At 63.7% G+C, this 24,750-nt stretch carries 26 protein-coding genes and 1 other RNA gene; 19 read left to right on the top strand and 8 right to left on the bottom strand.

Annotation, left to right across the window (positions count from 1 at the left end; genetic code table 11):
• Positions 1 to 290: 290 nt before the first annotated feature.
• From feoB to ssrA, 7 genes are all read right to left on the bottom strand, one after another.
• Positions 291 to 2,162: a ferrous iron transporter B gene (gene feoB / locus XH91_RS09495; RefSeq protein ID WP_128950352.1), complete on the bottom strand. Its 1,872-nt coding sequence runs from the start codon at positions 2,160 to 2,162 to the stop codon at positions 291 to 293.
• 25 nt (positions 2,163 to 2,187) lie between these two features.
• Positions 2,188 to 2,463 carry a FeoA family protein gene (locus XH91_RS09500; RefSeq protein WP_128950353.1) on the bottom strand — a complete coding sequence of 92 codons (276 nt, stop codon included), beginning with the start codon at positions 2,461 to 2,463 and terminating at the stop codon, positions 2,188 to 2,190.
• A gap of 112 nt (positions 2,464 to 2,575) precedes the next feature.
• On the bottom strand, positions 2,576 to 2,830 hold the full coding sequence (locus XH91_RS09505; RefSeq protein ID WP_128950354.1) for a ribbon-helix-helix domain-containing protein: 255 nt from the start codon (positions 2,828 to 2,830) through the stop codon (positions 2,576 to 2,578).
• The gene (locus tag XH91_RS09510; protein ID WP_128950355.1) at positions 2,827 to 3,015 is read right to left on the bottom strand and encodes a DUF4169 family protein; all 189 of its coding nucleotides are present in this window, start codon (positions 3,013 to 3,015) and stop codon (positions 2,827 to 2,829) included. Before XH91_RS09510 ends, XH91_RS09505 begins: the two co-directional genes overlap by 4 nt.
• 282 nt (positions 3,016 to 3,297) lie before the next feature.
• Positions 3,298 to 4,725 (bottom strand): class II fumarate hydratase, encoded by a 1,428-nt coding sequence (gene fumC / locus XH91_RS09515; protein WP_128954779.1) that lies wholly within the window; start codon positions 4,723 to 4,725, stop codon positions 3,298 to 3,300.
• An 88-nt stretch (positions 4,726 to 4,813) separates the two neighbouring features.
• A complete protein-coding gene (locus tag XH91_RS09520) occupies positions 4,814 to 5,329 on the bottom strand; it encodes an SspB family protein (protein WP_128950356.1) in 516 nt (171 codons plus the stop codon).
• Positions 5,330 to 5,443: 114 nt separating this feature from the next.
• Positions 5,444 to 5,809, bottom strand: a transfer-messenger RNA (tmRNA) gene (gene ssrA / locus XH91_RS09525).
• 95 nt (positions 5,810 to 5,904) lie between these two features.
• Between ssrA and XH91_RS09530 the strand changes: the two genes are divergently transcribed.
• The 11 genes from XH91_RS09530 to XH91_RS09580 all read left to right on the top strand — a co-directional run bounded on the left by XH91_RS09530 (position 5,905) and on the right by XH91_RS09580 (position 15,519).
• Complete coding sequence (locus tag XH91_RS09530) at positions 5,905 to 6,510, top strand: chromate transporter (RefSeq protein ID WP_128950357.1); 606 nt, start codon at positions 5,905 to 5,907, stop codon at positions 6,508 to 6,510.
• Positions 6,507 to 7,037: a chromate transporter gene (locus tag XH91_RS09535; RefSeq protein WP_128950358.1), complete on the top strand. Its 531-nt coding sequence runs from the start codon at positions 6,507 to 6,509 to the stop codon at positions 7,035 to 7,037. Before XH91_RS09530 ends, XH91_RS09535 begins: the two co-directional genes overlap by 4 nt.
• Positions 7,038 to 7,131: 94 nt before the next feature.
• Positions 7,132 to 7,893, top strand: coding sequence for a tripartite tricarboxylate transporter TctB family protein (locus XH91_RS09540; RefSeq protein ID WP_128950359.1), 762 nt, complete (start codon positions 7,132 to 7,134; stop codon positions 7,891 to 7,893).
• Positions 7,894 to 7,900: 7 nt separating this feature from the next.
• Positions 7,901 to 9,415, top strand: coding sequence for a tripartite tricarboxylate transporter permease (locus XH91_RS09545; protein WP_128950360.1), 1,515 nt, complete (start codon positions 7,901 to 7,903; stop codon positions 9,413 to 9,415).
• Between the two features lie 202 nt (positions 9,416 to 9,617).
• Positions 9,618 to 10,412 carry a thymidylate synthase gene (locus tag XH91_RS09550; RefSeq protein ID WP_128950361.1) on the top strand — a complete coding sequence of 265 codons (795 nt, stop codon included), beginning with the start codon at positions 9,618 to 9,620 and terminating at the stop codon, positions 10,410 to 10,412.
• A 5-nt stretch (positions 10,413 to 10,417) separates the two neighbouring features.
• On the top strand, positions 10,418 to 10,903 hold the full coding sequence (locus XH91_RS09555) for a GNAT family N-acetyltransferase (protein WP_128950362.1): 486 nt from the start codon (positions 10,418 to 10,420) through the stop codon (positions 10,901 to 10,903).
• Positions 10,903 to 11,415: a dihydrofolate reductase gene (locus XH91_RS09560; protein WP_128950363.1), complete on the top strand. Its 513-nt coding sequence runs from the start codon at positions 10,903 to 10,905 to the stop codon at positions 11,413 to 11,415. Before XH91_RS09555 ends, XH91_RS09560 begins: the two co-directional genes overlap by 1 nt.
• A 160-nt stretch (positions 11,416 to 11,575) precedes the next feature.
• Positions 11,576 to 12,712 (top strand): FtsH protease activity modulator HflK, encoded by a 1,137-nt coding sequence (hflK, locus tag XH91_RS09565; protein WP_128950364.1) that lies wholly within the window; start codon positions 11,576 to 11,578, stop codon positions 12,710 to 12,712.
• Positions 12,709 to 13,605, top strand: a complete 897-nt coding sequence (gene hflC, locus XH91_RS09570) for a protease modulator HflC (protein WP_128950365.1) — start codon at positions 12,709 to 12,711, stop codon at positions 13,603 to 13,605. The genes hflK and hflC overlap by 4 nt, the downstream gene beginning before the upstream one ends.
• Before the next feature lie 71 nt (positions 13,606 to 13,676).
• Positions 13,677 to 13,883: a DUF2065 domain-containing protein gene (locus tag XH91_RS09575; protein ID WP_128950366.1), complete on the top strand. Its 207-nt coding sequence runs from the start codon at positions 13,677 to 13,679 to the stop codon at positions 13,881 to 13,883.
• A gap of 142 nt (positions 13,884 to 14,025) precedes the next feature.
• Positions 14,026 to 15,519, top strand: a complete 1,494-nt coding sequence (locus tag XH91_RS09580) for a Do family serine endopeptidase (protein WP_128950367.1) — start codon at positions 14,026 to 14,028, stop codon at positions 15,517 to 15,519.
• Positions 15,520 to 15,659: 140 nt separating this feature from the next.
• Here the strand turns inward: XH91_RS09580 and serB are convergent, their stop codons facing one another.
• Complete coding sequence (gene serB, locus XH91_RS09585; RefSeq protein ID WP_128950368.1) at positions 15,660 to 16,565, bottom strand: phosphoserine phosphatase SerB; 906 nt, start codon at positions 16,563 to 16,565, stop codon at positions 15,660 to 15,662.
• A gap of 11 nt (positions 16,566 to 16,576) precedes the next feature.
• On the opposite strand from serB, the gene miaA reads away from it, so the two are divergent.
• From miaA to ilvC, 8 genes are all read left to right on the top strand, one after another.
• Positions 16,577 to 17,518 carry a tRNA (adenosine(37)-N6)-dimethylallyltransferase MiaA gene (miaA, locus tag XH91_RS09590; protein WP_128950369.1) on the top strand — a complete coding sequence of 314 codons (942 nt, stop codon included), beginning with the start codon at positions 16,577 to 16,579 and terminating at the stop codon, positions 17,516 to 17,518.
• A gap of 329 nt (positions 17,519 to 17,847) precedes the next feature.
• On the top strand, positions 17,848 to 19,623 hold the full coding sequence (locus XH91_RS09595) for an acetolactate synthase 3 large subunit (RefSeq protein ID WP_128950370.1): 1,776 nt from the start codon (positions 17,848 to 17,850) through the stop codon (positions 19,621 to 19,623).
• A 4-nt stretch (positions 19,624 to 19,627) separates the two neighbouring features.
• Positions 19,628 to 20,581 carry a threonine dehydratase gene (locus XH91_RS09600; RefSeq protein WP_128950371.1) on the top strand — a complete coding sequence of 318 codons (954 nt, stop codon included), beginning with the start codon at positions 19,628 to 19,630 and terminating at the stop codon, positions 20,579 to 20,581.
• Between the two features lie 219 nt (positions 20,582 to 20,800).
• On the top strand, positions 20,801 to 21,343 hold the full coding sequence (ilvN, locus tag XH91_RS09605; protein ID WP_128950372.1) for an acetolactate synthase small subunit: 543 nt from the start codon (positions 20,801 to 20,803) through the stop codon (positions 21,341 to 21,343).
• 3 nt (positions 21,344 to 21,346) lie between these two features.
• Positions 21,347 to 22,042: a class I SAM-dependent methyltransferase gene (locus tag XH91_RS09610; RefSeq protein WP_128950373.1), complete on the top strand. Its 696-nt coding sequence runs from the start codon at positions 21,347 to 21,349 to the stop codon at positions 22,040 to 22,042.
• A 49-nt stretch (positions 22,043 to 22,091) separates the two neighbouring features.
• The gene (locus XH91_RS09615; protein ID WP_128950374.1) at positions 22,092 to 22,967 is read left to right on the top strand and encodes an EamA family transporter; all 876 of its coding nucleotides are present in this window, start codon (positions 22,092 to 22,094) and stop codon (positions 22,965 to 22,967) included.
• 7 nt (positions 22,968 to 22,974) lie between these two features.
• Positions 22,975 to 23,577 carry a LysE family translocator gene (locus XH91_RS09620; protein ID WP_164933932.1) on the top strand — a complete coding sequence of 201 codons (603 nt, stop codon included), beginning with the start codon at positions 22,975 to 22,977 and terminating at the stop codon, positions 23,575 to 23,577.
• A gap of 133 nt (positions 23,578 to 23,710) precedes the next feature.
• Positions 23,711 to 24,730, top strand: coding sequence for a ketol-acid reductoisomerase (ilvC, locus tag XH91_RS09625; protein WP_128950376.1), 1,020 nt, complete (start codon positions 23,711 to 23,713; stop codon positions 24,728 to 24,730).
• Positions 24,731 to 24,750 lie beyond the last annotated feature (20 nt).

Here is a 24,750-nt window from a genome sequence, read left to right on the forward strand (position 1 = left end):
ATCCGGCTGAGGCTTCGCCCGAAAAGGGATGCCTGACAGGAACTCAAAGGAAGGCCCGGAGTTCCATGCCGGGGCATTACGCCTGCAGGCTCGGCGGGACCGGCACGGGGGAAGAGTTGGCTGCCCGGCATTTTGCGATCATGCCATTGTGCCAGTGTTTTGCCCGACGGGTCAACCGATTTTCCGAAATGCGGAAAGTGCACGGCAGCGCCCCTCGCCAGTGGGCCGCGTGGGCCCACCAGCACGTCTACTGTGCATGGGGTTGTTTTCGCGTTTTGGTTTGCGGGGGGTTAGCCGGCGCCGAGCGCGACCGCGACATTGTAGGTCAAAAGGCTCGCCGCATAGGCCAGCACCAGCATGTAGGCGAAGGTCGCCGCCATCCAGCGCCAGCTCCCGGTCTCGCGCCTGATGACGGCGAGCGTGGAGGCGCATTGGGGAGCGAAGATGTACCAGGCCAGCATCGACAGGGCGGTCGCGAGCGACCATTTGGTCGCCAGAACCTGACCGATCTGCTCGGCCGCTTCCTTGCCGCCCTCAATCGCATAGACGGTGCCGAGTGCTGCGACCGCGACCTCGCGCGCCGCCATGCCCGGGATCAGCGCGACCGCGATCTGCCAGTTGAAGCCGACGGGATGAAGCAGCGGCTCGATCGCCTTGCCGATGATGGCAGCGAGGCTGAAGTCGATGGCGGGCTCGGTCGAGCCTGCCGGCGGCTGCGGGAACGAGGCCAGGAACCAGATCAGCACCATCATCGAGAAGATCGTGGTGCCGGCGCGCTGCAGGAACATCTTCGCGCGGGTGAAGACGCCGATCGCGATTGATTTCAGCCTGGGCACCTTGTAGTCCGGCAGCTCCAGCATGAAAGGCGCCGGCGCATAGTCGCGCAGCATGAAGAACTTGATCAGGAACGAGACGGCCAGCGCGCTGATGATGCCGGCGGCGTAGAGGCCGAACATCACGAGGCCCTGCAGGTTGATGAAGCCCCAGACGTCTCTCGCCGGAATGAAGGCGGAGATGATCAGCGTGTAGACCGGGATGCGCGCCGAGCAGGTCATCAGCGGCGCGATCAGGATCGTGGTCAGCCGGTCGCGCTTGTTGTCGATCACGCGCGTCGCCATGATGCCGGGAATGGCGCAGGCAAAGCTCGACAGCAGCGGGATGAAGGCGCGGCCGTGCAGTCCCGCGCCGCCCATGATACGGTCCATCAGGAACGCGGCGCGCGCCATGTAGCCGAAATCTTCCAGCAGCAGGATGAACAGGAAGATGATGATGATCTGCGGCAGGAACACGATGACGCTGCCGACGCCCGAGATCACGCCGTTCTGAAGGAAGCTCTGCAACAGGCCGGCGGGCAGGGTGGCGTGGACGAGCTCGCCGAGCGCATCGAAGCCGGATTGCAGCAGCTCCATCAGCGGCTGCGCCCAGGCGAACACCGCCTGGAACATCACGAACAGGATCAGCGCCAGCACGATCAGGCCGCCGACCGGATGCAGCACGATCGCATCGATCCGCGCGGTCAAGGTTTCGGGCCTGGCGGGCAGGCTGACGCAGTCCGAGATGATGCGGTCCGCCTCGCGCTGGGTCGCGCGCAGTTCGGAGACGCTGAGCGCGCGCCAGCTGTTTTCCTGCGGCTCGGCGGCGAGCCTGGCGGAGATCTCGTCGGTCAGCTTCAGGAGGTCGGCCGTGCCGCCCTTGCGCACCGCGATCGAGGTGACCACGGGGACGCCGAGCTCCTTGGCGAGCCTGTCGACGTCGACCGAGATGCCGCGACGGCTCGCGATGTCGAACATGTTGAGCACCAGCACCAGCGGCCGGCCGGTGCGCTTCAGCTCGAGCAGCAGGCGGATGGTCAGGCGCAGATTGGTGGAGTCGGCGACGCACAGCACGAGGTCGGGCACGATCTCGCCGGAGGCCTTGCCGAGCACGAAGTCGCGCGTGATCTCCTCGTCGGGGCTGCGGCCGCGCAGCGAATAGGTGCCGGGCAGGTCGACGATCGAGACCTGGCGCCCCAGGGGCGTGACGAAGAAACCTTCCTTGCGCTCGACGGTGACACCCGGATAGTTCGCGACCTTCTGCCGGCTGCCGGTCAGCGCATTGAACAGCGAGGTCTTGCCGCTGTTTGGCGTGCCCACCAGGGCGAGATGCAGAAGGGGTAATTCCATGGAATCAGATATCCGGTCGCGCTACTCAAGCGACGATGATGGCCATGGCCTCGCGGCGGCGCACCGCGATGGTGATGTTATCGACACGCACGGCGATCGGGTCGCGCCCGACCAGCCCCTCGTGCAGGACCTCGACCCGGGCGCCCTCGACGAAGCCGAGCTCGATCAGCCGGCTCTCGAGCTCGATGTCCGAGAGAGCCGAGCCCGCCTGCTTGGCGGCGAGGTGCTGAATGACGCCGGTGTAGCCGCGCTGGGCCAGGCCCAGCGGCATCTCGCGGCGCATGTCATGGGTGTCGGTCATGCCCTGTATTTTCAACGCTGGGCATCGAGGTCAAGCGCGCGCGCCCGTGGAAACTGCACCTTAGAGGGATTTTAAAGTGCAGATCACGAAGCCGTGGCCAAACGTCCCGGCGCTATTGCGCCGGGACCTTGTCCGGCTGCATGGCAGCCATGGCGCGGCTCTTGAAGTAGTCGAGCACGAACAGGCGGATCGCCGAGGACAAATTGCCCTGCTGGCGGGCGCCGTCGATTTCGCCGACGAGCTCGGACAGCGTCATGTTGCGCAGGCCCGAGATCTCCTTCATGCCGTTCCAGAACGCCTCTTCCAGGCTGACGCTGGTCTTGTGGCCGGCGACCACGATCGAACGCTTCACGACGGGCGACTTCATGGCTGCTCCTCGTGATCGATCCGGTGCTGGTCCAGATGCGCCTTCGCCTGGTCCGCCTGCTTCTCCTCCGCCGATCGCTTGGCCTTCGTGCGGCCGAACTTCGTTCGGTTGGCGTCCGCCTGCTTCGCCGAGGCTTCCCGCTCGGTGCGCTTCCTGAAACGATTCAGGTTGATGACGTTCCCCATGCCGCGTCTCCATCACCCGATCCTCTGCGGGCAGGATGTTACATTCCGAAACAGGGCGCGGCCTCGCGCCCAACAAGACTTGATCGTCGTCATTCGCTTGTCCTCGTCAATTGGCCTGGATGGCCATCAAACGATGAATTTCGCCCCGTCACGGGCTCGAAGGCCTTGCGTAGCATGCGCCTCCGCCGCCACATTGACGGTAATCAAATCCCGTCCTCCAAACCTTATAATTATGAGCCTTGGGGCTCCGTATCACTACGGATGACTATCGGAATTCGGAATTCATCCGGGCCGCGTCATCTTCTCCGGCCGCACCAGGCGGTCGAATTCGTCGGCCGAGACGAAACCGAGCCGCAGCGCCTCCTCCTTGAGCGTGGTGCCGTTGGCATGCGCGGTCTTGGCCACCTTGGCAGCGTTGTCGTAGCCGATCTTCGGCGCGAGCGCGGTCACCAGCATCAGCGAGCGCTCCATCAGCTCCTTGATGTGCTTCTCGTCGGCGCGAATGCCGCTGACACAATGTTCGGTGAAGGAGCGCGCCGCGTCCGCTATCAGTCGGATCGAGTGCAGCATGTTGTAGGCGAGCACGGGCTTGTAGACGTTGAGCTCGAAATGCCCCTGGCTGCCGGCGAGTGTGATCGCTGTGTGATTGCCGAACACCTGGCAGCACACCATGGTCATCGCCTCGCATTGCGTCGGATTGACCTTGCCCGGCATGATCGATGAGCCCGGCTCGTTCTCCGGCAGGATCAATTCGCCGAGCCCCGAACGCGGGCCCGATCCGAGCAGGCGGATGTCGTTGGCGATCTTGAACAGGCCTGTGGCGACGGAATTGATGGCGCCGTGCGCCAATACATAGGCGTCGTTGGACGCGAGTGCCTCGAATTTGTTGGCGGCGCTGGTGAAGGGGAGCCTGGTGATCCCGGCAACGTGCTTTGCAAACAGCTTTGCAAAGCGCGGTTTGGAGTTGAGCCCGGTGCCGACAGCCGTGCCGCCCTGCGCCAGCGGATAGAGATCCTTCACTGCGACCTTCAGTCGCGCGATGCCGCTTTCGACCTGCGCGGCATAGCCGGAAAATTCCTGGCCGAGCGTCAGCGGTGTCGCATCCTGGGTATGGGTGCGGCCGATCTTCACGATTCTGGCGAACTGCTTCTCTTTCTTGCGGAGCGCGCGGTGCAGCTCGCCGAGCGCGGGCACGAGATCGGCATTGATGCGGCTTGCCGCGGCGATGTGCATCGCGGTCGGGAAGGAGTCGTTCGACGACTGGCTCATGTTGACGTGGTCGTTGGGATGCACCGGCTTCTTGGTGCCGAGCTCGCCGCCCAGGAGCTCGTTGGCGCGGTTGGCGATGACCTCGTTGAGGTTCATGTTGCTCTGGGTGCCCGAGCCGGTCTGCCACACCACCAGCGGGAAATGATCGTCGAGCTTGCCCTCGATCACCTCGTGCGCGGCACGGATGATGGCGCCGGCTCTGCGCTTGTCGAGCAGGCCGAGCTCGAGGTTGGACTGCGCCGCTGCAAGCTTGACGATGCCGAGCGCATGGACCAGCGAGATCGGCATGCGATCGATGCCGATGCGGAAATTCTGCCGCGAGCGTTCGGTCTGCGCCCCCCAATAACGATCGGCGGGGACCTCGATGGGACCGAAACTATCGGTCTCGGTGCGGGTCGCGGGGCGGGCGGTCTTCGCAGCTTTGGCCATGAGCACATCCATTCTGCCGCGCGAGGTGCCGCACGGCATCTTCATGTGCTCTTCTATATAGGGGATTGGCCGGACGCGACGGTCTGGCGGCCAAGCTAGATCATTTCTTGCGGAAACGATCGAGCCGCACGACTTCGGCGCCGCCCTGGTTCGGCGGGCTCGGCTCTTCGGCGGTTTCCGTCGGCTCAACGGCAGGCGCGGGCATCGCGACAGCCGAGGGGGCAGGGGCGGCCGGCAAATTTTCGCCCGCCACTTCGGCGTCGGAGGTTTCGAACTGGAGGCCGAACTTCACGGACGGGTCGAGGAAGCTCTTGATGGCGCTGAACGGCACTACCAGCCGCTCCGGGATGCCGCCGAAGGACAGGCCGACCTCGAAGCGATCTTCGAGCACGGTCAGGTCCCAGAACTGGTGCTGCAGGATGATCGTCATCTCTTCCGGATATTGCGCCAGCAATCGGCTCGACAGCTTCACGCCCTCGGCCTTCGATACGAAGGTGATGAAGAAATGATGCTCGCCCGGCAGGCCTTGGGCCGCAGCGTCAGTCAGCACTTTCTTGACCACGCCGCGCATCGCCTCGCTCGCCAGCACGTCGTATCGGATGTGATCGGTCGCCATGGTGGTCCTGTTGCATTCCGGGAGACGGGCCCTGCCGGTCCGACTCGCCAAGCCGCAATAGTACCGCGCCTGACGGGTCAGCAGGAGTCCCCGCCGGGAAGGAAATCAGAGGTAAGTGGAGGCTTCTGTTGCCAGGTGCCTCCGAACCCCGCCTAACGGAGCTTAACCCGTTAGGACTTTAAGTTGGTCTTTCAAACTGCGTTACGCAGCCTGAGCAACCGGAGCAAAGTTGTCGTTGGCAACTATTGCAGTAGCCCGATAACGGCGGAACAATACCGGGAAAAAGCACGCCCTTTACGCCCTCGTCGATCCTATTTCGCCCCCGCCAAAGCCCGCTTTTCGGGTGCCCGCTGGTGGGCTTTGGTGGAGGCGCCGGGTACCGCCCCCGGGTCCGAATGGTTTATTGCGACGACCGTTTATTTCCATAGCCGGCGAACCGGCACCCCCAATATAGGAGGCAAAGGTTTCAAAATACAGAGGTTTCGAGCGAAAGCGACGCGGTTCCTTTGGATAGATCCGGGATGGTCGCTGTCCTGGTCTTGGCCGATCCGGGAAGCGCGTTCTAAGCTCCTGACATGTCCACGGATTCAGCACCGGTCGCCCAAGAGCCGGAAATTCGCCCCACTCATGCCCCTCCGCCCGGCCTCGCCGCGCTGTTCCTGGCCTTCGCCCGGATGTCGCTGGCCGGCTTCGGCGGCGTTCTGGTGTTCGCCCGGCACGCCATCGTCGACCAGCACCGCTGGATGACGGCGGACGAGTTCAACGAGACCTTCGCGCTCTGCCATTTCCTGCCCGGCCCGAACATCGTCAATCTCTCGATGGTGTTTGGCTCGCGGCTGCGCGGCATTGCCGGCGGCGTTGCGGCCTTCACCGGGCTGTTGCTGCCGCCGACGCTGATCATGATGGTGCTCGCGATCATCTACGCGCGGTTCGGCGATGTGGAGGTGCTGCGCCGGATTCTCGCAGGCATCTCCTGCGCCGCGGTCGGCCTGCTGATCGCCGTGGTCTTCAGGATGATGACGCCGCTGCTCAAGCGGATGGATGTCGTCGTGATGATCCTGATGCTCGGCGTGTTCACAGCCATCGGCGTGTTCCGCTGGCCGTTGCAGGCGGTGCTGCTGATCGCGATCCCGCTCAGCATCGCCGTGACCTATGTGATGCGACGGAAGGCAGCAGCATGAGCAGCGAGAACCCCATCTGGGCGCTGATCTCCACCTTTGGTCTAATGTCGCTGTTCGCGGTCGGCGGCGCTGCTGCCGCAATACCCGAGATGCACCGCATCGCTGTCGAGGTGCATCACTGGATGACCGACAAGCAGTTCGCAGATGCTTATGCGATCGCGCAACTCTCGCCGGGGCCGAACGTGCTGATCGTCACCTTGATCGGCTATGCCGTTGCCGGCGTTCCCGGTGCGCTGGCCGCGACGCTGGCGATGTGCCTGCCGACGGCGCTGCTTGCCTACTATGTCAGCCGGCTGCTGAATCGGCCGAGCCAATCGCGCTGGCCTGCCCTGATCCAGGCTGCATTGGTTCCGCTGTCGATCGGATTGATGGCAGCAAGTGCCTTGATCCTCGCGCAGTCGACCGATCGCACCATTGCTGCGGTGCTCCTGACCGCGATGGTTGCCGTGATCGCTTCTGTCTCGCGCGTCAATCCGCTGTGGCTCCTGCTCGCAGGCGGACTGTTGGGTTTTGCTGGTATTGTGTGATGAAAATCGCTAGGCAATGATGCGGGGCGGGGATCCAGTTCCAGCCGATTAGAACAACAGTGCTCGTGACTTACGGGTCGCGGAGGAGACATGCATGGCCGATACAATGGGCCACTCGGCAACAGCCACCAAAAACACCTCGGTGGCGCTCGGTTTCTGCCTGCTGGCGCTCGCCCCTCAGATTTTCGAATTGATCTGGTCGATCGGCACGATCTTCGGCTGGGGCACTGGGCGCGGTCCGGCCACGGTCCTGATCAGCCACACGACGGCGCTCGTCGCCGGCGCGCCTGCCGCAGTGCTTGGCGCGATCGACGGTGAGACCAAGAAGGCGTCATCGGATGTCTTGTTGGCGCTGATCTATTCCTATCCGTTGTTCGCAGTAGCGATCGTCACGCTGTTCATGACGATCAAGTCGGGCCAGGACTATATCGGCGGCGTCATCCTGATGGCACTGGCGCTGTTTGCGCTGTGGGCCTCGAGCGATTTGCAAGGCATGCGCGGCTTCTCCTTCGGTGCGGGCACGGCGCCGCGGATGTTCGGCGGATTGCTCGTGGCTTTGTCCGCCGCGATCGCCCTGACCGGCCTTTTGAACGAAGGACCGGCGCTCGCGCATTATTCTTGGCGGGGGCCGCTGTTCGTGATGTGCGCGATCCTGTTCTTCGCACTGGCGATCCGCCCCCTGGGTCTCGTGGTCTCGGCGTTCGTGAGCTTCATGATCGCAGCACTCGGATCGCATGAGACGCGCTGGGTGGAGGCCGCTATCGTCGGCGCCTGCCTGACGATCGGCTGCGCACTGCTTTTCCCTTACGTGCTAGGCCTGCCGATGCCGATGTTCCCGCGTTTCCTGGTTCAGTGAGGCTGTCATGGAGCTTTTTGCCAACCTCGCTCACGGTTTCGTCGTCGCCTTCTCTCCGATCAACCTTTTGATGTGCCTGATCGGCGCGCTGGTCGGCACGCTTGTCGGTGTGTTGCCGGGCATCGGCACCATCGCCACCGTCGCGATGCTGCTGCCGATCACCTTCGGACTGCCGCCGGTCGGCGCGCTGATCATGCTTGCCGGCATCTATTACGGCGCCCAGTATGGCGGCTCGACCACCTCGATCCTGGTCAACATTCCAGGCGAAGCGACATCGGTCGTCACCGCCATCGACGGTCACGCGATGGCCAAGCAGGGCCGCGCCGGTCCGGCGCTGGCGATTGCCGCGATCGGCTCGTTCTTCGCCGGCTGCGTTGCGACCGTGCTCATCGCCGTGCTTGGTGCGCCACTCACGAAGCTCGCGCTGGCGTTCGGTCCGGCGGAGTACTTCTCGCTGATGGTGCTCGGCCTGATCTTCGCAGTCGTGCTCGCCAAGGGCTCGGTGCTGAAGGCGATCGCGATGATCGTGTTCGGCCTGCTGTTGTCGATGGTCGGCTCTGATATCGAGACCGGTGCTTCACGCATGGCCTTCAACATTCCGGAGCTTGCCGACGGTCTCGGCTTTGCGACGGTCGCGATGGGCGTGTTTGGCTTTGCCGAGATCATCCGCAATCTCGACGCCGGCGCCGAGATGAACCGCGACCTCGTGCAGCAGAAGATCACCGGCCTGATGCCGACCAGGAAGGACCTGATCGATTCGACGCCCGCAATCCTGCGCGGCACCGCGCTCGGTTCGATCCTCGGTATCCTGCCGGGCGGCGGTGCGGTCATCGCCTCGTTCGCGGCCTACACGCTGGAGAAGAAGCTTGCGAAGGATCCGAGGCGGTTCGGCCGCGGCGCGATCGAGGGCGTGGCGGCGCCGGAAAGCGCCAACAACGCAGCCGCGCAGACCTCCTTCATCCCGCTCTTGACGCTCGGCATCCCGCCGAACGCGGTGATGGCGCTGATGGTGGGGGCGATGACCATTCACGGCATCGTACCGGGTCCGCAAGTGATGCAGAAGCAGCCCGACCTCGTCTGGGGCATGATCGCTTCGATGTGGATCGGCAATCTGATGCTGATCATCATCAACCTGCCACTGGTCGGCATCTGGGTGCGATTGTTGCGCGTGCCTTACCGGCTGATGTTCCCCTCGATCGTGATCTTCTGCGCGATTGGCATCTACTCGGTGAACAATGCGCCGGTCGATGTCATCCTTGCGGGCGTGTTTGGTCTGGTGGGCTACTGGCTGATCAAGCATGATTTCGAGCCGGCGCCGCTGCTGCTCGGCATGGTGCTGGGACCGCTGATGGAAGAGAACCTTCGCCGCGCACTGCTGATCTCGCGTGGTGACTGGAGCGTGTTCGTGACGCGCCCGCTCTCGGCCGTCCTGCTCGCGATCGCAGCCTTCCTGCTGGTGCTGACGCTGCTCCCCATGCTGCGCGCCAAGCGCGACGAGGTGTTCACCGAATCCGAGAATTGAGAAGTGGGACTTGGTGCTCAGCCGACGAGTTTAATGAGAATAATCAAGCTGATAAAAGGGGCGGGACGCGAGTTCCGCTCCTTGTCGTTTGTGGCGGGAAGGGGCACCTTTTCAGGATATAATCTGTGGGCACAGCGAATCGCCGCTGTTGCAGCGCAGTGGGCGCCGTTAAGTTCGCCGCCTCCCCAAAGGCCTATTGCACATGCACCAGTATCAGGACCTGCTCGAGCGGATTCTTTCAGACGGCGCCGAGAAGACCGATCGGACCGGTACCGGTACGCTGTCGGTGTTCGGCCACCAGATGCGCTTCAACCTGTCCGCCGGCTTCCCGATGCTGACCACCAAGCGGCTGCCGCTGAAGGCGATCGTGCATGAGTTGTTGTGGTTCCTGAAGGGCGACACCAACATCAAATATCTTCGCGACAACGGCGTCACCATCTGGGACGAATGGGCCGACGCCAATGGCGATCTCGGCCCGGTCTACGGGCATCAATGGCGCTCCTGGCCCGCGCCCGACGGACGCAGCATCGACCAGATCGCCAACGTCGTCGACATGATCAAGCGCAATCCGGACTCGCGCCGCCTGATCGTCTCGGCCTGGAATCCGGCCGAGGTCGACAAGATGGCGCTGCCGCCGTGCCACTGCCTGTTCCAATTCTATGTCGCAGGCGGCAAACTGTCGTGCCAGCTCTATCAGCGTTCGGCCGACGTGTTCCTCGGCGTGCCCTTCAACATCGCTTCCTATGCGCTGCTCACGATGATGGTGGCGCAGGTCACAGGGCTGAAGCCCGGCGATTTCGTGCATTCGTTCGGCGACACGCATCTCTATTCGAATCATCTGGAGCAGGCGCGACTCCAGCTGTCACGTGCGCCGCGTGCGCTGCCGGTGATGAAGATCAATCCTGACGTGAAGGACCTCTTCTCCTTCCGCTACGAGGATTTCGAGCTCGTCGGCTACGATCCGCATCCGCATATCAAGGCGGAAGTCGCGGTTTAGCGCTGATGTCGCTCAACATCCGCCGCGCGCGCTCGGACGAAGCCGGGCTCGTTTTGGATTTCGTCCGCGAGCTTGCCGAGTACGAGAAGCTCTCGCATGAGGTCGAGGCGACCGAGGCTGACATCGCGGACGCCTTGTTCGGCCACGATCCCAGGCTGTTTTGTGCGATTGCCGATTGGGACGGCGAACCGGTCGGCTTTGCAGTCTGGTTCCTGAATTTCTCGACTTTCAGCGGCCGTCACGGTGTCTATCTGGAAGATCTCTATGTGCGGCCATCGCACCGGGGCAAGGGCCTCGGCAAGGCGCTGCTGATCTATCTGGCGAAGGAATGCCTCGATAACGGCTGGTCGCGCCTGCAATGGGCGGTGCTCGACTGGAATGCGCCGTCGATCGAGTTCTACAAATCGCTCGGCGCCGTGATGCTGGACGACTGGACGCTGTGTCGCGTCACGGGGCCTGCGTTGACGCGACTTGCAGGGAGCGCGACCTGATGGAGATCGTCTTCGTCGTTGCGATCGCGGAGAACGGCGTCATCGGCGCCGGCAACGCGATGCCGTGGCGTTTGAAATCCGACTTGGCGCGCTTCAAGGCGCTCACCATCGGCAAGCCCGTGATCATGGGTCGCAAGACCTTCGAGTCTTTGCCACGCCGGCCGCTGCCGAACCGCACCAACATCGTCATCACGCGCGATGCGGCCTATCGCGCCGCCGGCGCCATCGTCACGACATCGGCGGCGGATGCCGGCGCGGTCGCGCTTGGCGACGCCCTGCGGCGTTCAACCACTGAAATTGCGGTGATCGGCGGCGCCGAAATCTTCCGGCAATGGCTCGATCGTGCCGACCGTCTCGAGATCACGGAAGTTCATGCGCGGCCCGAGGGCGACACGCATTTCGACATCGACAGGGCGCAGTGGGAGGAGACGGCGCGCGTCCGCCATCCCGCCGGCCCGGACGACAGCGCCGACTTCTCCTATGTGACATATCGTCGGCGGCCGGCCCATTAACTGCATTCGCCAATGTTTACATTGACTTTTCCGCCCCCGAGCATAGCTCGTGAGGCGGTCAGGCTTGCGTTGTAAGGGTCCTTTCGGTCCCCTATAAAGCCGGACCGGACAATGCGGGCCGGCTTTAGTTCTAGTCCCGGCCTGCCGAGGAGAACGTCGAATGCCGTGGAAGAATCAGGGCGGTGGCCCGTGGGGCTCGGGTCCGAAAGGACCATGGGGCACAGGCCCGCAACCGGTCGGGCCGAGGCCGCCGGATCTGGAAGACCTTCTGCGGCGTGGCCAGGACCGGCTGCAGCAGATCATGCCGGGCGGCTATTTCTCCGGCATCGGCATCACGCTGATCCTGCTCGTCGTCGTCGCGCTCTGGCTGCTGTCGGGCTTCTTCCGGGTGCAGTCCGAAGAGCAGGGCGTCGTGCTCCGTTTCGGCAAGCATGTGCGCACCGTCGATCCGGGCCTGAATTATCATTTGCCCTATCCGATCGAGACAGTGCTGCTGCCGAAGGCGCTGCGTGTCTCCACCATTTCCATCGGCATGACGCTGATCGACGACCCGGCCCGGCGTGGCCGCTCGATCCGCGACGTGCCTGAAGAGAGCCTGATGCTGACCGGCGACGAGAACATCGTCGACGTCGACTTCACCGTGCTGTGGCGCATCAAGCCCAACGGCGTCGGCAATTTCCTGTTCAACATCCAGAACCCTGAGGGCACCGTGAAGGCGGTGGCCGAAAGCGCGATGCGCGAGGTGATCGGCCGTTCCGACATCCAGCCGATTTTGACTGGCGCACGGACGCTCACCGAGACCACTGTGCAGGATTTGATGCAGAAGACGCTCGACGGTTACGGGGCTGGTATCCAGATCACCCAGGTGCAGATGCAGAAGGTCGATCCGCCGGCGCAGGTGATCGATGCGTTCCGCGATGTGCAGGCGGCCCGCGCAAATCTCGAGCAGCTGTCAAACGAAGCGCAGACCTATGCCAACAAGGTCGTGCCGGAAGCACGCGGCAACGCGGCCAAGATCCTGCAGGCCGCCGAGGGCTACAAGGAGCAGGCGGTCGCCGAGGCCAAGGGCCAGAGCGCGCGCTTTCTGAAAGTGTACGAGGAATACAAGAAGGCGCCTGACGTGACGCGTGAACGGATCTATCTTGAGACGATGGAGCGCGTGCTCGGCGGCTCGGACAAGCTGATTTATGACGGTGGTCCGTCGAGCCAGGGCGTTGTGCCCTATCTGCCACTCAGCGAATTGTCAGCCAAGAAGCCCACGATGCCGGGCCAGCAGCCGGGCGGAGGTGCCCGATGAGGTCCCCCGTTACTGGTATTGTCGTGCTGCTTGCGGCGCTTCTGGTCGTGATCGTCGGCTACATGTCGCTGTTCACGGTGCAGCAGACCGAGCAGACCATCGTGCTGCAATTCGGCAAGCCGGTGGACGTCGTCACCGACCCCGGACTGCACTTCAAGGCGCCCTGGAACTCCGTGATCAACATCGACAAGAGGATCCTGGATCTCGAAAATCCCTCGCAGGAAGTCATCGCTTCCGACCAGAAGCGGCTCGTGGTCGACGCCTTCGCGCGCTACCGCATCAAGGACGCGCTGCGCTTCTATCAGAGCGTCGGCTCGATCCAGGCGGCGAACCTCCAGCTCACCTCGCTCTTGAACGCGGCGCTGCGCCGCGTCCTCGGCGAAGTCACGTTCATCACCGTGGTGCGTGATGAACGCGAAAAGCTGATGGGGCGCATCCGCGAGCAGCTCGACCGCGAGGCGGGTGGCTACGGCATCGAGGTTGTCGACGTCCGCATTCGTCGCGCCGATCTGCCGGAACAGAATAGCCAGGCTGTCTACGACCGGATGAAGTCCGAACGCCAGCGCGAGGCGGCTGAGTTCCGAGCGCAGGGCGCCCAGAAGGCGCAGGAAATTCGTTCCAAGGCCGACCGCGATGTGACGGTGATCATTGCCGACGCCAACTCGCAGGCCGAGCAGACCCGCGGCGTCGGCGACGCCGAGCGCAACCGCCTGTTCGCCGAAGCCTATGGCAAGGATCCTGACTTCTTCGCCTTCTACCGGTCGATGACGGCCTATGAGAACGGGCTGAAGAAGGACGACACCCGCTATTTGCTGCGGCCGGACTCGGATTTCTTCCGGTATTTTGGTAACCCGTCCGGCAAGACGGCGACCGAGACACCGGCGAAACCGTAAGTTAGACAAGGGCGGCAAGTTTGGTCGCCCTTCGTCCAGACAAAAACAGCACCACGGGAGGTTCCAATCCGATGAGGTCCATTGCGTTCGCCGACTTCCTCATCGGCTTAGGCATCCTGTTCGTGCTGGAAGGCTTGATGTTCGCGGCAAGTCCGAACTGGATGCGCAAGGCCATGAAGAGCGCCATCGCGACGCCTGACAACATCCTGCGGGCGGTGGGGATCGGCTCGGCTGTGGCCGGTTTGATCCTGATCTGGGCGATGCGACGTCCGATCTAGCCGCGGGCCAACGCCAAAGTGAAGGCGTGGGGCAGGTTTTCGCCGTATTGTCCGGGTCTCGAGGCCCGTTAAGCTCCGCGCTTGCGCCGTGCCCCCGTTCGAGCGCAGTCTTGACGCCGAATCCTTTTCTCTGGAGACCACAATGACCGCTGCCACCATTGTCCCGACCCGCTTGCGATTTGGGTTGGCTGCGCTCGTCATCGGCGCTGTCAGCGCCCTCGGCTCGCCAGCCTATGCACGCGGACCGGAGGGCATCGCCGACGTCGCCGAGAAGGTGATCGACGCGGTGGTCAACATCTCGACCTCGCAGACGGTCGAGGCCAAGGGCGGCGGCAGCAACACCATGCCGCAACTGCCGCCCGGCTCGCCCTTCGAGGAATTCTTCGACGACTTCTTCAAGAACCGCAAAGGTCCCGGTGGTGGCGGCAAGGGCGGCGACAGCGGCCCGCCGCGCAAGACCAACTCGCTCGGGTCCGGCTTCATCATCGACACGTCAGGCATCGTGGTCACCAACAACCACGTCATCGCCGATGCCGACGAGATCAACGTCATTCTCAACGACGGCACCAAGATCAAGGCCGACCTGGTCGGCGTCGACAAGAAGACCGACCTCGCTGTCCTGAAGTTCAAGCCGCCGAGGCCGCTGATCGCGGTGAAATTCGGCGACTCGGACAAGCTGCGCCTCGGTGACTGGGTGATCGCGATCGGCAATCCTTTCAGCCTCGGCGGCACGGTGACGGCGGGCATCGTCTCGGCCAAGAACCGCGACATCTCCTCGGGCCCCTATGACAGCTACATCCAGACCGATGCCGCCATCAATCGCGGCAATTCCGGTGGTCCGCTGTTCAACCTCGAAGGCGACGTCATTGGCGTCAACACGCTGATCATTTCACCTTCGGGCGGATCGATCGGCATCGGTTTCGCCGTGCCGTCGAAGACGGTTGCGGGCGTCGTCGATCAGCTCCGCCAGTTCGGCGAACTGCGCCGCGGCTGGCTCGGCGTGCGCATCCAGACGGTCACCGACGAGATCGCCGAGAGCCTCAACATCAAGCCGGCGCGCGGCGCGCTGGTTGCCGGCGTCGACGACAAGGGCCCGGCCAAGCCCGCCGGCATCGAGCCGGGCGACGTCGTCGTCAAGTTCGACGGCAAGGACGTCAAGGACCCCAAGGACCTCTCCCGCGTCGTCGCCGACACGGCGGTCGGCAAGGAAGTCGACGTCGTCGTGATCCGCAAGGGCGAGGAGCAGACCAAGAAGGTCACGCTCGGCCGCCTGCAGGATCCGGACAAGGTGCAGGCCGCAGTGAAGACCGACGAGCCGCCGCCGGAAAAGCCGGTGACGCAGAAGGCGCTGGGCCTTGATCTTGCCGTGCTGAACAAGGATCTGCGCGCGCGCTACAAGATCAAGGACAGCGTCAAGGGTGTGGTCGTCACCAATGTCGACGCCAATTCGGATGCTGCCGAGAAGCGGCTCTCCGCTGGAGACGTCATCGTCGAAGTCGCCCAGGAAGCGGTCTCGAGCGGCGACGACATCCAGAAGCGGATCGACCAGCTCAAGAAGGACGGCAAGAAGTCGGTGCTGCTGCTGGTGTCCAACGGCGACGGCGAATTGCGCTTCGTGGCGCTGAGCGTGCAATAGGAGCGCGGTTCGCTCCACTCTCAATGGTTATGCCCCGCGAAGGCGGGGCATCCGGTACGCTGCGGCTTCTCGGTTTCAGCACTGCGGTCTCTGGGATACTGGATCACCCGCTTTCGCGGGTGATGACAGCGGAGACCAGGCTATACCTCGACAAACTCCTCCCGCCGATACCCTTGCGCATAGAGCAGCGCGGTGAGGTCGCCATGGTCGATCCGCGCTGCGGCGGCAGCGGCCACCGCCGGCTTGGCGTGATACGCCACGCCCAGCCCCGCCGCCTGGATCATCGCCAGATCATTGGCGCCGTCGCCGACGACGACGGAGTCGATGTCGTCGAGATCGAACGACTCCATCAAATCCACCAGCGTCGCGAGCTTCGCCGCGCGACCCAAAATCGGCTCCTTCACCTCGCCGGTGAACTTGCCGTCGCGCACGACGAGCTCGTTGGCGCGGTTCTCCTGGAAGCCGATCCTGGCGGCGACCGCGCTCGTGAACAGTGTGAAGCCGCCGGAAACGAGGCAAGTATAGGCGCCGTGGGCGCGCATGGTCGCGACCAGCTCCCGGCCGCCGGGAGTCAGCGTGATGCGCTTTTTCAGCACCTCGTCGACGACGTTGGCGGGAAGGTCCTTCAGCAGCGCGACGCGCTCCCGCAGCGCGGGCTCGAACTCGATCTCGCCCCGCATCGCGCGTTCGGTGATGGCGGCGACGTGTGCCTTCATCCCGACGAGATCGGCGAGCTCGTCGATGCATTCCTGGCCGATCATGGTGGAATCCATGTCGGCGAGAAAAAGTTTCTTGCGCCTGAGACCGGCAGGCTGCACCACGATGTCGATGGGCAGGTCGCCGCGCAACTCGCGGAGCCGCTCTTCGATGGCGTGACGGTCGGCTTCGAGGTTACTGTCGGCGCCGAAGGGAATGTCGACCGCAACCCCGTCGAACAGCCAGTGCGCGGGCGCGGCGCTGGGCAGCACGGCGCGGGCGCCATCGACGATTGTAGAGTCGAGCGCGGGATTGTTGGGATTGCAGATCAGCGTGGCGACGAGGGACATTTGAGGTTTTCGTGAGCGAGGGGCATTCAAGCAAGGCCGTGCTTATCGCAGGCCCGACCGCCAGCGGCAAGTCGGCGCTGGCACTCGCGCTCGCCCTCAATGCGGGCGGAGTCGTGATCAATGCCGATTCCATGCAGGTCTATCGCGATCTCCGCATCATCACCGCGCGTCCCACGCAGGATGAGGAGGCGCGCGTTCCACATCGTCTCTACGGCCATGTCGATGCGGCCGTGAATTTTTCGGCCGGCGCCTGGGTGAGCGACGCCACGAAGGTGCTCGACGAAGTACGGGCTGATGGGCGCCTGCCGATCTTCGTCGGTGGCACAGGCCTGTATTTCAAGGCCATGACCGCAGGCCTTTCCGTGGTGCCTCCGATCCCGGTCGAGGTGCGCGAGGGTGTTCGCGCGCGGCTGGAGCAGAACGGCGTCGAGGCGCTGCATGCGGAACTCGCGCGCCGCGATCCGCGCGCGGCGGAACGGCTGAATCTACGCGATCGCACGCGCATCGCGCGCGCACTCGAAGTGGTCGAGGCGACCGGGCGCTCGCTGCTCGACTGGCACCATGAGGGTCAGCCGCCGCTGCTTCCCGAGGGCAGCTTTCAGGCGGTGTTTCTCGCGCCCGAGCGTGACGAGCTCTATGCCCGCATCGACGCCCGCTTCGACGCCATGTTGCGCGCCGGCGCCCTTGACGAGGTCGAACTGCTCGCCGCCCGCGGCCTGGACCCGCTGTTGCCGGCCATGAAGGCCCACGGCGTGCCGGCGCTGATCCGGCATCTGCGCGGTGAGCTCAGCCTGGAGGAGGCGGCCATGATCGGCCGGGCCGATACCCGCCACTACGCCAAGCGGCAATTCACCTGGTTCAGGCATCAATTGCCTCAATTCGAGTGGGTGAAGCCCGAGGAGGCGAGGGGATGGCTGACAGCAGCCGCCCAAGCGGCTGGAAAGTCCGGTTGACGTGCTTTTGTGCGCGGGTTCCCGAATTTACCTCTCGCCGAACCCCGGGAACGCGGTTACACTGCCAAAATCGCGCGGAAGTGGCCGCTTTGCCTTGACATCGAGGCTTTGGTCGTTATGTTTCGCGCAACCTTTGGGAAGCCGACCGCCTGCCATGCGTAACATTATTACCAAACTCCTTATCGCCGTCGTACCCAGGCACACCGCCGGGGATGGCTAGCTGCCATCCACATGACAGGCGGTGTGCAGGGTCCCTCTTCGGGGCCTTTTTTATTTCCCGAACCCGACACGAACGAAGCCGCTGACAACAGCGCATCCGGAGCAAGCCAATGAGCGACAAGAGCCACGATCCGAACCAGATGACCGGCGCAGCGATGATCGTCCGCGCGCTCATCGATCACGGCGTGACCGACATTTTCGGCTATCCCGGCGGCGCGGTGCTTCCGATCTATGACGAGATCTTCCAGCAGAGCCAGGTCCAGCACATCCTGGTCCGCCACGAGCAGGGCGCGGGCCATGCCGCCGAGGGCTATGCCCGTTCGACGGGCAAGCCCGGCGTTGCGCTGGTGACGTCAGGGCCCGGCGCCACGAACATGGTGACGCCGCTGACCGATGCGCTGATGGATTCGATCCCGCTGGTCTGCATCTCCGGCCAGGTGCCGACGCATCTGATCGGCAACGACGCATTCCAGGAGTGCGACACCGTCGGCATCACGCGCCCCTGCACCAAGCACAATTGGCTGGTGCGCGACGTCAACGATCTCGCCAAGGTCCTGCACGAAGCGTTTTACGTCGCGACCACGGGCCGTCCGGGCCCGGTGCTGGTCGACGTTCCCAAGGACGTGCAGTTCGCGACCGGCACGTATCATCCGCCGCGCAAATCCGACGTCCACCGCTCCTACGCGCCGCGTGTCAAGGGCGATGCGACGCAGATTCGCAAAGCTGTCTCGCTGCTGGCGAACGCCAAGCGCCCGGTGATCTACAGCGGGGGCGGCGTGATCAATTCCGGTCCCGAAGCCACCAAGCTGTTGCGCGAGTTGGTCGAGGTGACGGGCTTCCCGATCACGTCAACGCTGATGGGCCTCGGTGCATACCCCGCGTCGGGCAAGAACTGGCTCGGCATGCTGGGCATGCACGGCACCTATGAGGCCAACATGACGATGCATGATTGCGACGTCATGTTGTGCGTCGGCGCGCGCTTCGACGACCGCATCACCGGCCGCGTCGATGCATTCTCGCCGAACTCGAAGAAGATCCACATCGACATCGACCCGTCCTCGATCAATAAGAACATCCGCGTCGATGTGCCGATCATCGGCGATTGCGGCAACATCCTCGGCGACATCCTGCAGGTGTTCAAGGCCGAGGCGAAGAAGCCTGACATCAAGAGCTGGTGGCAGCAGATCGCGCAATGGCGTGCCCGCAACTCGCTCTATTACAAGAAGAGCAATGACATCATCCTGCCGCAGCACGCGATCCAGAGCCTGTTCGAGGCTACGCGCGGCAGGGACACCTACATCACGACCGAGGTCGGTCAGCACCAGATGTGGGCGGCGCAGTTCTACGGTTTCGAGGAGCCGCATCGCTGGATGACCTCTGGCGGTCTCGGTACGATGGGTTACGGCCTGCCGGCCGCGATCGGCGTGCAGGTCGCCCATCCAGACAGCCTCGTCATCGACATCGCGGGCGACGCCTCGGTGCAGATGACGATGCAGGAGATGTCGACGGCGGTTCAGTACGAGCTGCCGATCAAGATCTTCATCCTGAACAACCAGTACATGGGCATGGTGCGGCAGTGGCAGCAACTGCTGCACGGTAACCGGCTGTCGCATTCCTACTCGGAAGCGTTGCCTGACTTCGTCAAGCTCGCGGAAGCCTATGGCGGCGTTGGACTTCAGGTGACCAAGCCGGGCGATCTCGAGGGTGCCATTAAGGAGATGATCTCGGTCAAGCGCCCGGTGCTGTTCGATTGCCGCGTCGCAGCGCTGGAAAACTGCTTCCCGATGATCCCCTCCGGCAAGGCACACAACGAGATGCTGCTGCCCGAGCAGGCCAACGACGAGGCGACCGCCAAGGCGTTCGCCGGCGGCAAGGCACTGGTGTGAGGCCATGTTCGACCTGACGGAGCTCGAACGCGCACATGCGATCGTGGGGCAGGCGGTGCCGGCAACGCCGGCACACCGCTGGCCGCTGCTCGCTGGGCGCCTCGGCACAGAGGTCGTCGTGAAGCACGAGAACCACACGCCGATCGGCGCCTTCAAGGTGCGCGGCGGCCTGGTCTATCTCGACCGTCTCAAGCGTGAGCGCCCGAATACGCCGGGCATCATCTCTGCGACGCGCGGCAATCACGGCCAGAGCCTGGCCTTTGCCGCGGCCCGTCACGGCGTGCCGGCGGTGATCTATGTTCCGCGCGGCAACTCGGTCGAGAAGAACCGGGCGATGAAGGCCTTTGGCGCCGAACTGGTCGAGCATGGCGAGGACTTTCAGGCCGCCCGCGAGGAAGCCGAGCGCCGCGCGCAATTCTCCGGCCTTCATATGGTGCCGTCGTTTCACCCGGATCTCGTGCTGGGTGTTGTGACCTATGCGCTCGAACTGTTCAGGTCGGCGCCGGATATCGACATTCTCTATGTGCCGATCGGGCAGGGCTCCGGCATCTGCGGCTGCATCATGGCGCGCGACCTTCTTGGCCTGAACACCGAGATCGTCGGCGTGCAGTCGACGGAGGCGCCGTCCTATGCGCTCTCGTTCGCGGCCGGCAAGATCGTGACGACAGAGACCGCGAATACGCATGCCGACGGCATGGCGACGCGCATCCCTGACGCGGACGCGTTCGCGCTGATCCGCAAAGGTGCCTCCCGCATTGTCCAGGTCACCGACAACGAGGTCGCTGCCGCGATCCGCGCCTACTGGACCGATACACACAATCTTGCCGAAGGCGCCGGCGCGGCCGCGCTCGCCGCGGCGATACAGGAAAAGAGCAAGCTGAAGGGCAAGCGCGTCGGTCTCGTGCTGTCCGGCGGCAATATCGATTTCGATCTGTTCAAGCAATGGGTGGTCGCATGATGATGCGAGCATCGGTCCAGTACACCACTGTCTTCGTCCGGCTTGCCGCCTCCGCTAAAGCTTCGGCGTGCCTGAGACCGCAAGCCCCGTCGAAGCGTTGGCGTAGACGGGACCGGACGATCCAGTACGCCGCGGCGGTCGTGGGACTTTCGACGCCGGTGATTACTGGATGCCCCGCCTTCGCGGGGCATGACGAGAGAGAATAGAGGGGGACGACAAATGAACCAGCCCGCATCCGCTTACTTCATCGAAGAGCGCCACGATCCCAACGAGACGCACACGCTCGCGGTGCTCGTTCAGAACGAGCCGGGCGTGCTCGCGCGCGTCATCGGCCTGTTCTCGGGGCGCGGCTACAACATCGAGAGCCTCACGGTCTCGGAGACCGAGGCCCAGAAGCACCTTTCGCGCATCACCATCGTCACCACGGGCACGCCGATGGTGATCGCCCAGATCAAGCACCAGCTCGACCGCATGATCCCGGTCTACCAGGTCGTCGACATGACGCAGACGAAGCGCTCGATCGAGCGAGAGCTCGCCATGGTGAAAGTGCGTGGGCAGGGCGAGCATCGCGTCGAGTCGCTCAGGCTCGCCGATGCCTTCCGCGCCCGCGTGATCGACGCGACCACCGAGAGCTTTGTGTTCGAGATCACGGGCAATACCGACAAGATCAACCAGTTTATCGACCTGATGCGCCCGCTCGGCCTTGTCGAGGTGTCGCGCACCGGCGTTGCCGCGATCGGTCGCGGGCCTGAGGGGATGTGAGCCATGCTGGCGCGCGACTGGTACTATAACGAGCGGAACCGGATGGGCATCGAGCCCGCGGTGGCGTCGATCTACGACGCCCACGACGATGCCGATCTGCGGGCGCGCGCCGCACTGAAAATGCTGGGAGTCCAGCGCGGCTGGCGTATTGCCGATATCGGCTGCGGCAACGGCGTTCTTGCCACCGAAGCGGCCTTGATGGGCGCCGAGGTCGACGCCATCGACATCTCGCCCGCCATGTTGGCACTAGCCGAAATCTACGCCCGCGACCGCAAGGCGCCCGTGCGCACGCAATCGGCTGGCTTGCTCTCCTTCGCTTATCGGCCCGAATCCTATGATTTGATCGTCAGCGAGTTCACGCTCCATCACCTGCCGGACTTCTGGAAAGCCGTGGCGATGTCGCGGATCTTTCGTGCGCTGAAGCCGGGCGCGAGCTTCTATCTGCGCGATATCGTGTACGCCTCGATGCCCGATGCGGTCGAGCGCGATGTCGAGCAATGGGCCGACTACCAGATCAAGAACCACGACTTTTCGCGCGAAAGCGTGGTGACGCATATGCGCGACGAATATTCCACCTTCGGCTGGGTGATGGAGCGGATGCTGACTGATGTCGGCTTCGCGCTGGTCTCGGCTGACTATCATGCACCGATGCACGGCACTTATCTCTTACGCAAACCGAAAGCCGGCGAGCAAGGCTAGAGCAGAAGAACGAGCAGGGCTGCACGACGGGGCAGAACCGGAAACAACAATGAAGCCGGCCGACATCCTCATCGCCCTCATGGTGGCGATCATCTGGGGGCTTGCCTTTGTGGCGAGCCGGATCGCGCTCGACGAGTTTTCGCCGGAGCTGATGACGGCGATGCGCTTTTCCATCGCCGCACTGCCGTGCCTGTTCATTCCCAAGCCGAAAGTCGGCTGGTCGCTACTGATCGCAATCAGTTTCACGCTGTTTCTCGGTCAGTTCCTGAGCCAGGCCTATGGTATCGCGCATGGCGTGCCGGTGGGCCTGACCTCCGTCGTCGTGCAGAGCCAGGCGCTGTTCACCATCGGCTTTGCGACGATTGCCTTCGGAGAGCGTCCGACGCCGGTGCAGACGCTCGGGATCGCCATTGCCGCAGTCGGACTGCTAATGATCTGCGGCACGGTCGGTTATGATTTCAGCGTCAGCGCCTTCGCCGTGCTGATGATCTCGCCGATCAGCTTCGCAATCGGCAATCTGCTGCTGCGTGGCGCACGCCGCGTCCCGATGTTCGACCTGTTCGCTTGGCTCTGTCTCGCCACCGCAGTGCCGCTGTTCGCGCTAGCGCTCGTCGTCAACGGGCCCGTTCCGACCTTCAACTCGCTGATCCATATGTCGCTGACGGGCCTGATCTGCCTGCTGGCGGTCGGCGCCGTCTCCACCAGCATCGCCTATTGGCTGTGGGGCCGGTTGCTGCGTGACTATCCCGCTGCGCAAGTGGTCCCGTTCGCGCTGCTGGTGCCGTTCGTTGGCTCGGCGGCGTCGAGCATCGTGTTCGGCGAGCGGTTCGGGCCGCTGCGCCTCGCTGGGATGCTGACCGTGATCGGTGGCATCGCGGTGATGGTGCTGGTCAAGCGCCCGCAACCGCTTGCGAAGACCGCGTGAGGTGATGATGGCCAATTCGTTGTTCTACGCCTTTCTCGCCTTCATGGTGGTGATGTATTTCACGCCTGGGCCGAACAACATCATGCTGATGTCCTCCGGGCTGACCTACGGCTTCCGCCGCACCATTCCGCACATCGTCGGCATCGTGCTCGGCTTTGCCTTCATGGTCGCCGCGGTGGGTCTTGGGCTCGGCACCGTGTTCCTGGCGTACCCGATCCTCCAGACAATCCTGAAATATGCCGGCGCCGCTTACCTGATTTACCTCGCGGCCGTGATCGCGTTCGCCGGTCCGGCCAAACCGGGCGATGCAGACGTCCGTGGCCCGATGACCTTCTGGGGCGCGGCCATGTTCCAATGGATCAATGCCAAGGGCTGGGTGATCGTGATCGGCACCATCACTGCCTATGCGGCCATTGCCCGGTTTCCGGTCAACATCGCGATCCAGACCCTGATCAGTCTGCTGGTTGGCACGGTCTCGACCGTGGTCTGGGCCTTCTTCGGCACTGCACTGCGGCCGGTGCTGACCTCGGAGCGGCTGGTCCGCGCCTTCAATATCGTGATGGCGCTCTTGCTGCTCGCCTCCCTCTACCCCGTTTTCATGGATGCATGATGTCGCGGATTTCCATGCAGAAACGGGTTTCCCTCAGGGGCCGAAATGCTCTAGACAGCCCTCGAAATCCGCAAATTCCACCCTTCGGACACTGACCATCGGCCGATTTCCGGCCCTCAACGAGGAAACGACTATGCGTGTTTATTACGATCGCGACGCCGACCTGAACCTGATCAAGGGGAAGAAGGTCGCCATCGTCGGCTATGGCAGCCAGGGCCACGCCCATGCGCTCAATCTGAAGGACTCCGGCGTCAAGGACGTCGCCATTGCGCTCCGCAAGGACTCGGGCTCGGTGAAGAAGGCGGAAGCCGCCGGCTTCAAGGTGATGGAAGTCGCCGAAGCCGCCAAATGGGCCGACCTCGTCATGATGCTGACCCCCGACGAGCTCCAGGGCGACATCTACCGTGAGCACCTGCACGACAACATGAAGAAGGGCGCTGCCCTCGTGTTCGCGCACGGCCTCAACGTCCACTTCAACCTGCTGGACCCGCGCGCCGATCTCGACGTGCTGATGATCGCACCGAAGGGCCCCGGCCACACCGTGCGCTCGGAATATCAGCGCGGCGGCGGCGTGCCCTGCCTGATCGCGATCGCCAAGGACGTCTCGGGCAACGCCCATGACCTCGGCCTGTCCTACGCGTCCGCCGTCGGCGGCGGCCGCGCCGGCATCATCGAGACCACCTTCAAGGAAGAATGCGAGACTGACCTGTTCGGCGAGCAGGTCGTGCTCTGCGGTGGCCTGGTCGAGCTGATCAAGGGCGGCTACGAGACCCTGGTCGAAGCCGGCTATGCCCCGGAGATGGCCTATTTCGAGTGCCTGCACGAAGTGAAGCTGATCGTCGACCTGATCTATGAAGGCGGCATCGCCAACATGAACTACTCGATCTCGAACACGGCGGAATATGGCGAGTACGTCACCGGTCCGCGTATCGTGACATCAGAGACGAAGGCCGAGATGAAGCGCGTTCTCGCCGACATCCAGGGCGGCAAGTTCGCCCGCGACTGGATGCTCGAGAACAAGGTCAACCAGACCTCGTTCAAGGCGACCCGCGCCAAGCTGGCCCAGCACCCGATCGAGGAAGTCGGCGCGAAGCTGCGCGACATGATGCCCTGGATCAAGAAGGGCGCGCTGGTCGACAAGTCGAAGAACTAAGGCTTGCGTGCTCCGGATGC

The organism is Bradyrhizobium guangzhouense (assembly GCF_004114955.1).
Lineage (GTDB): Bacteria > Pseudomonadota > Alphaproteobacteria > Rhizobiales > Xanthobacteraceae > Bradyrhizobium > Bradyrhizobium guangzhouense.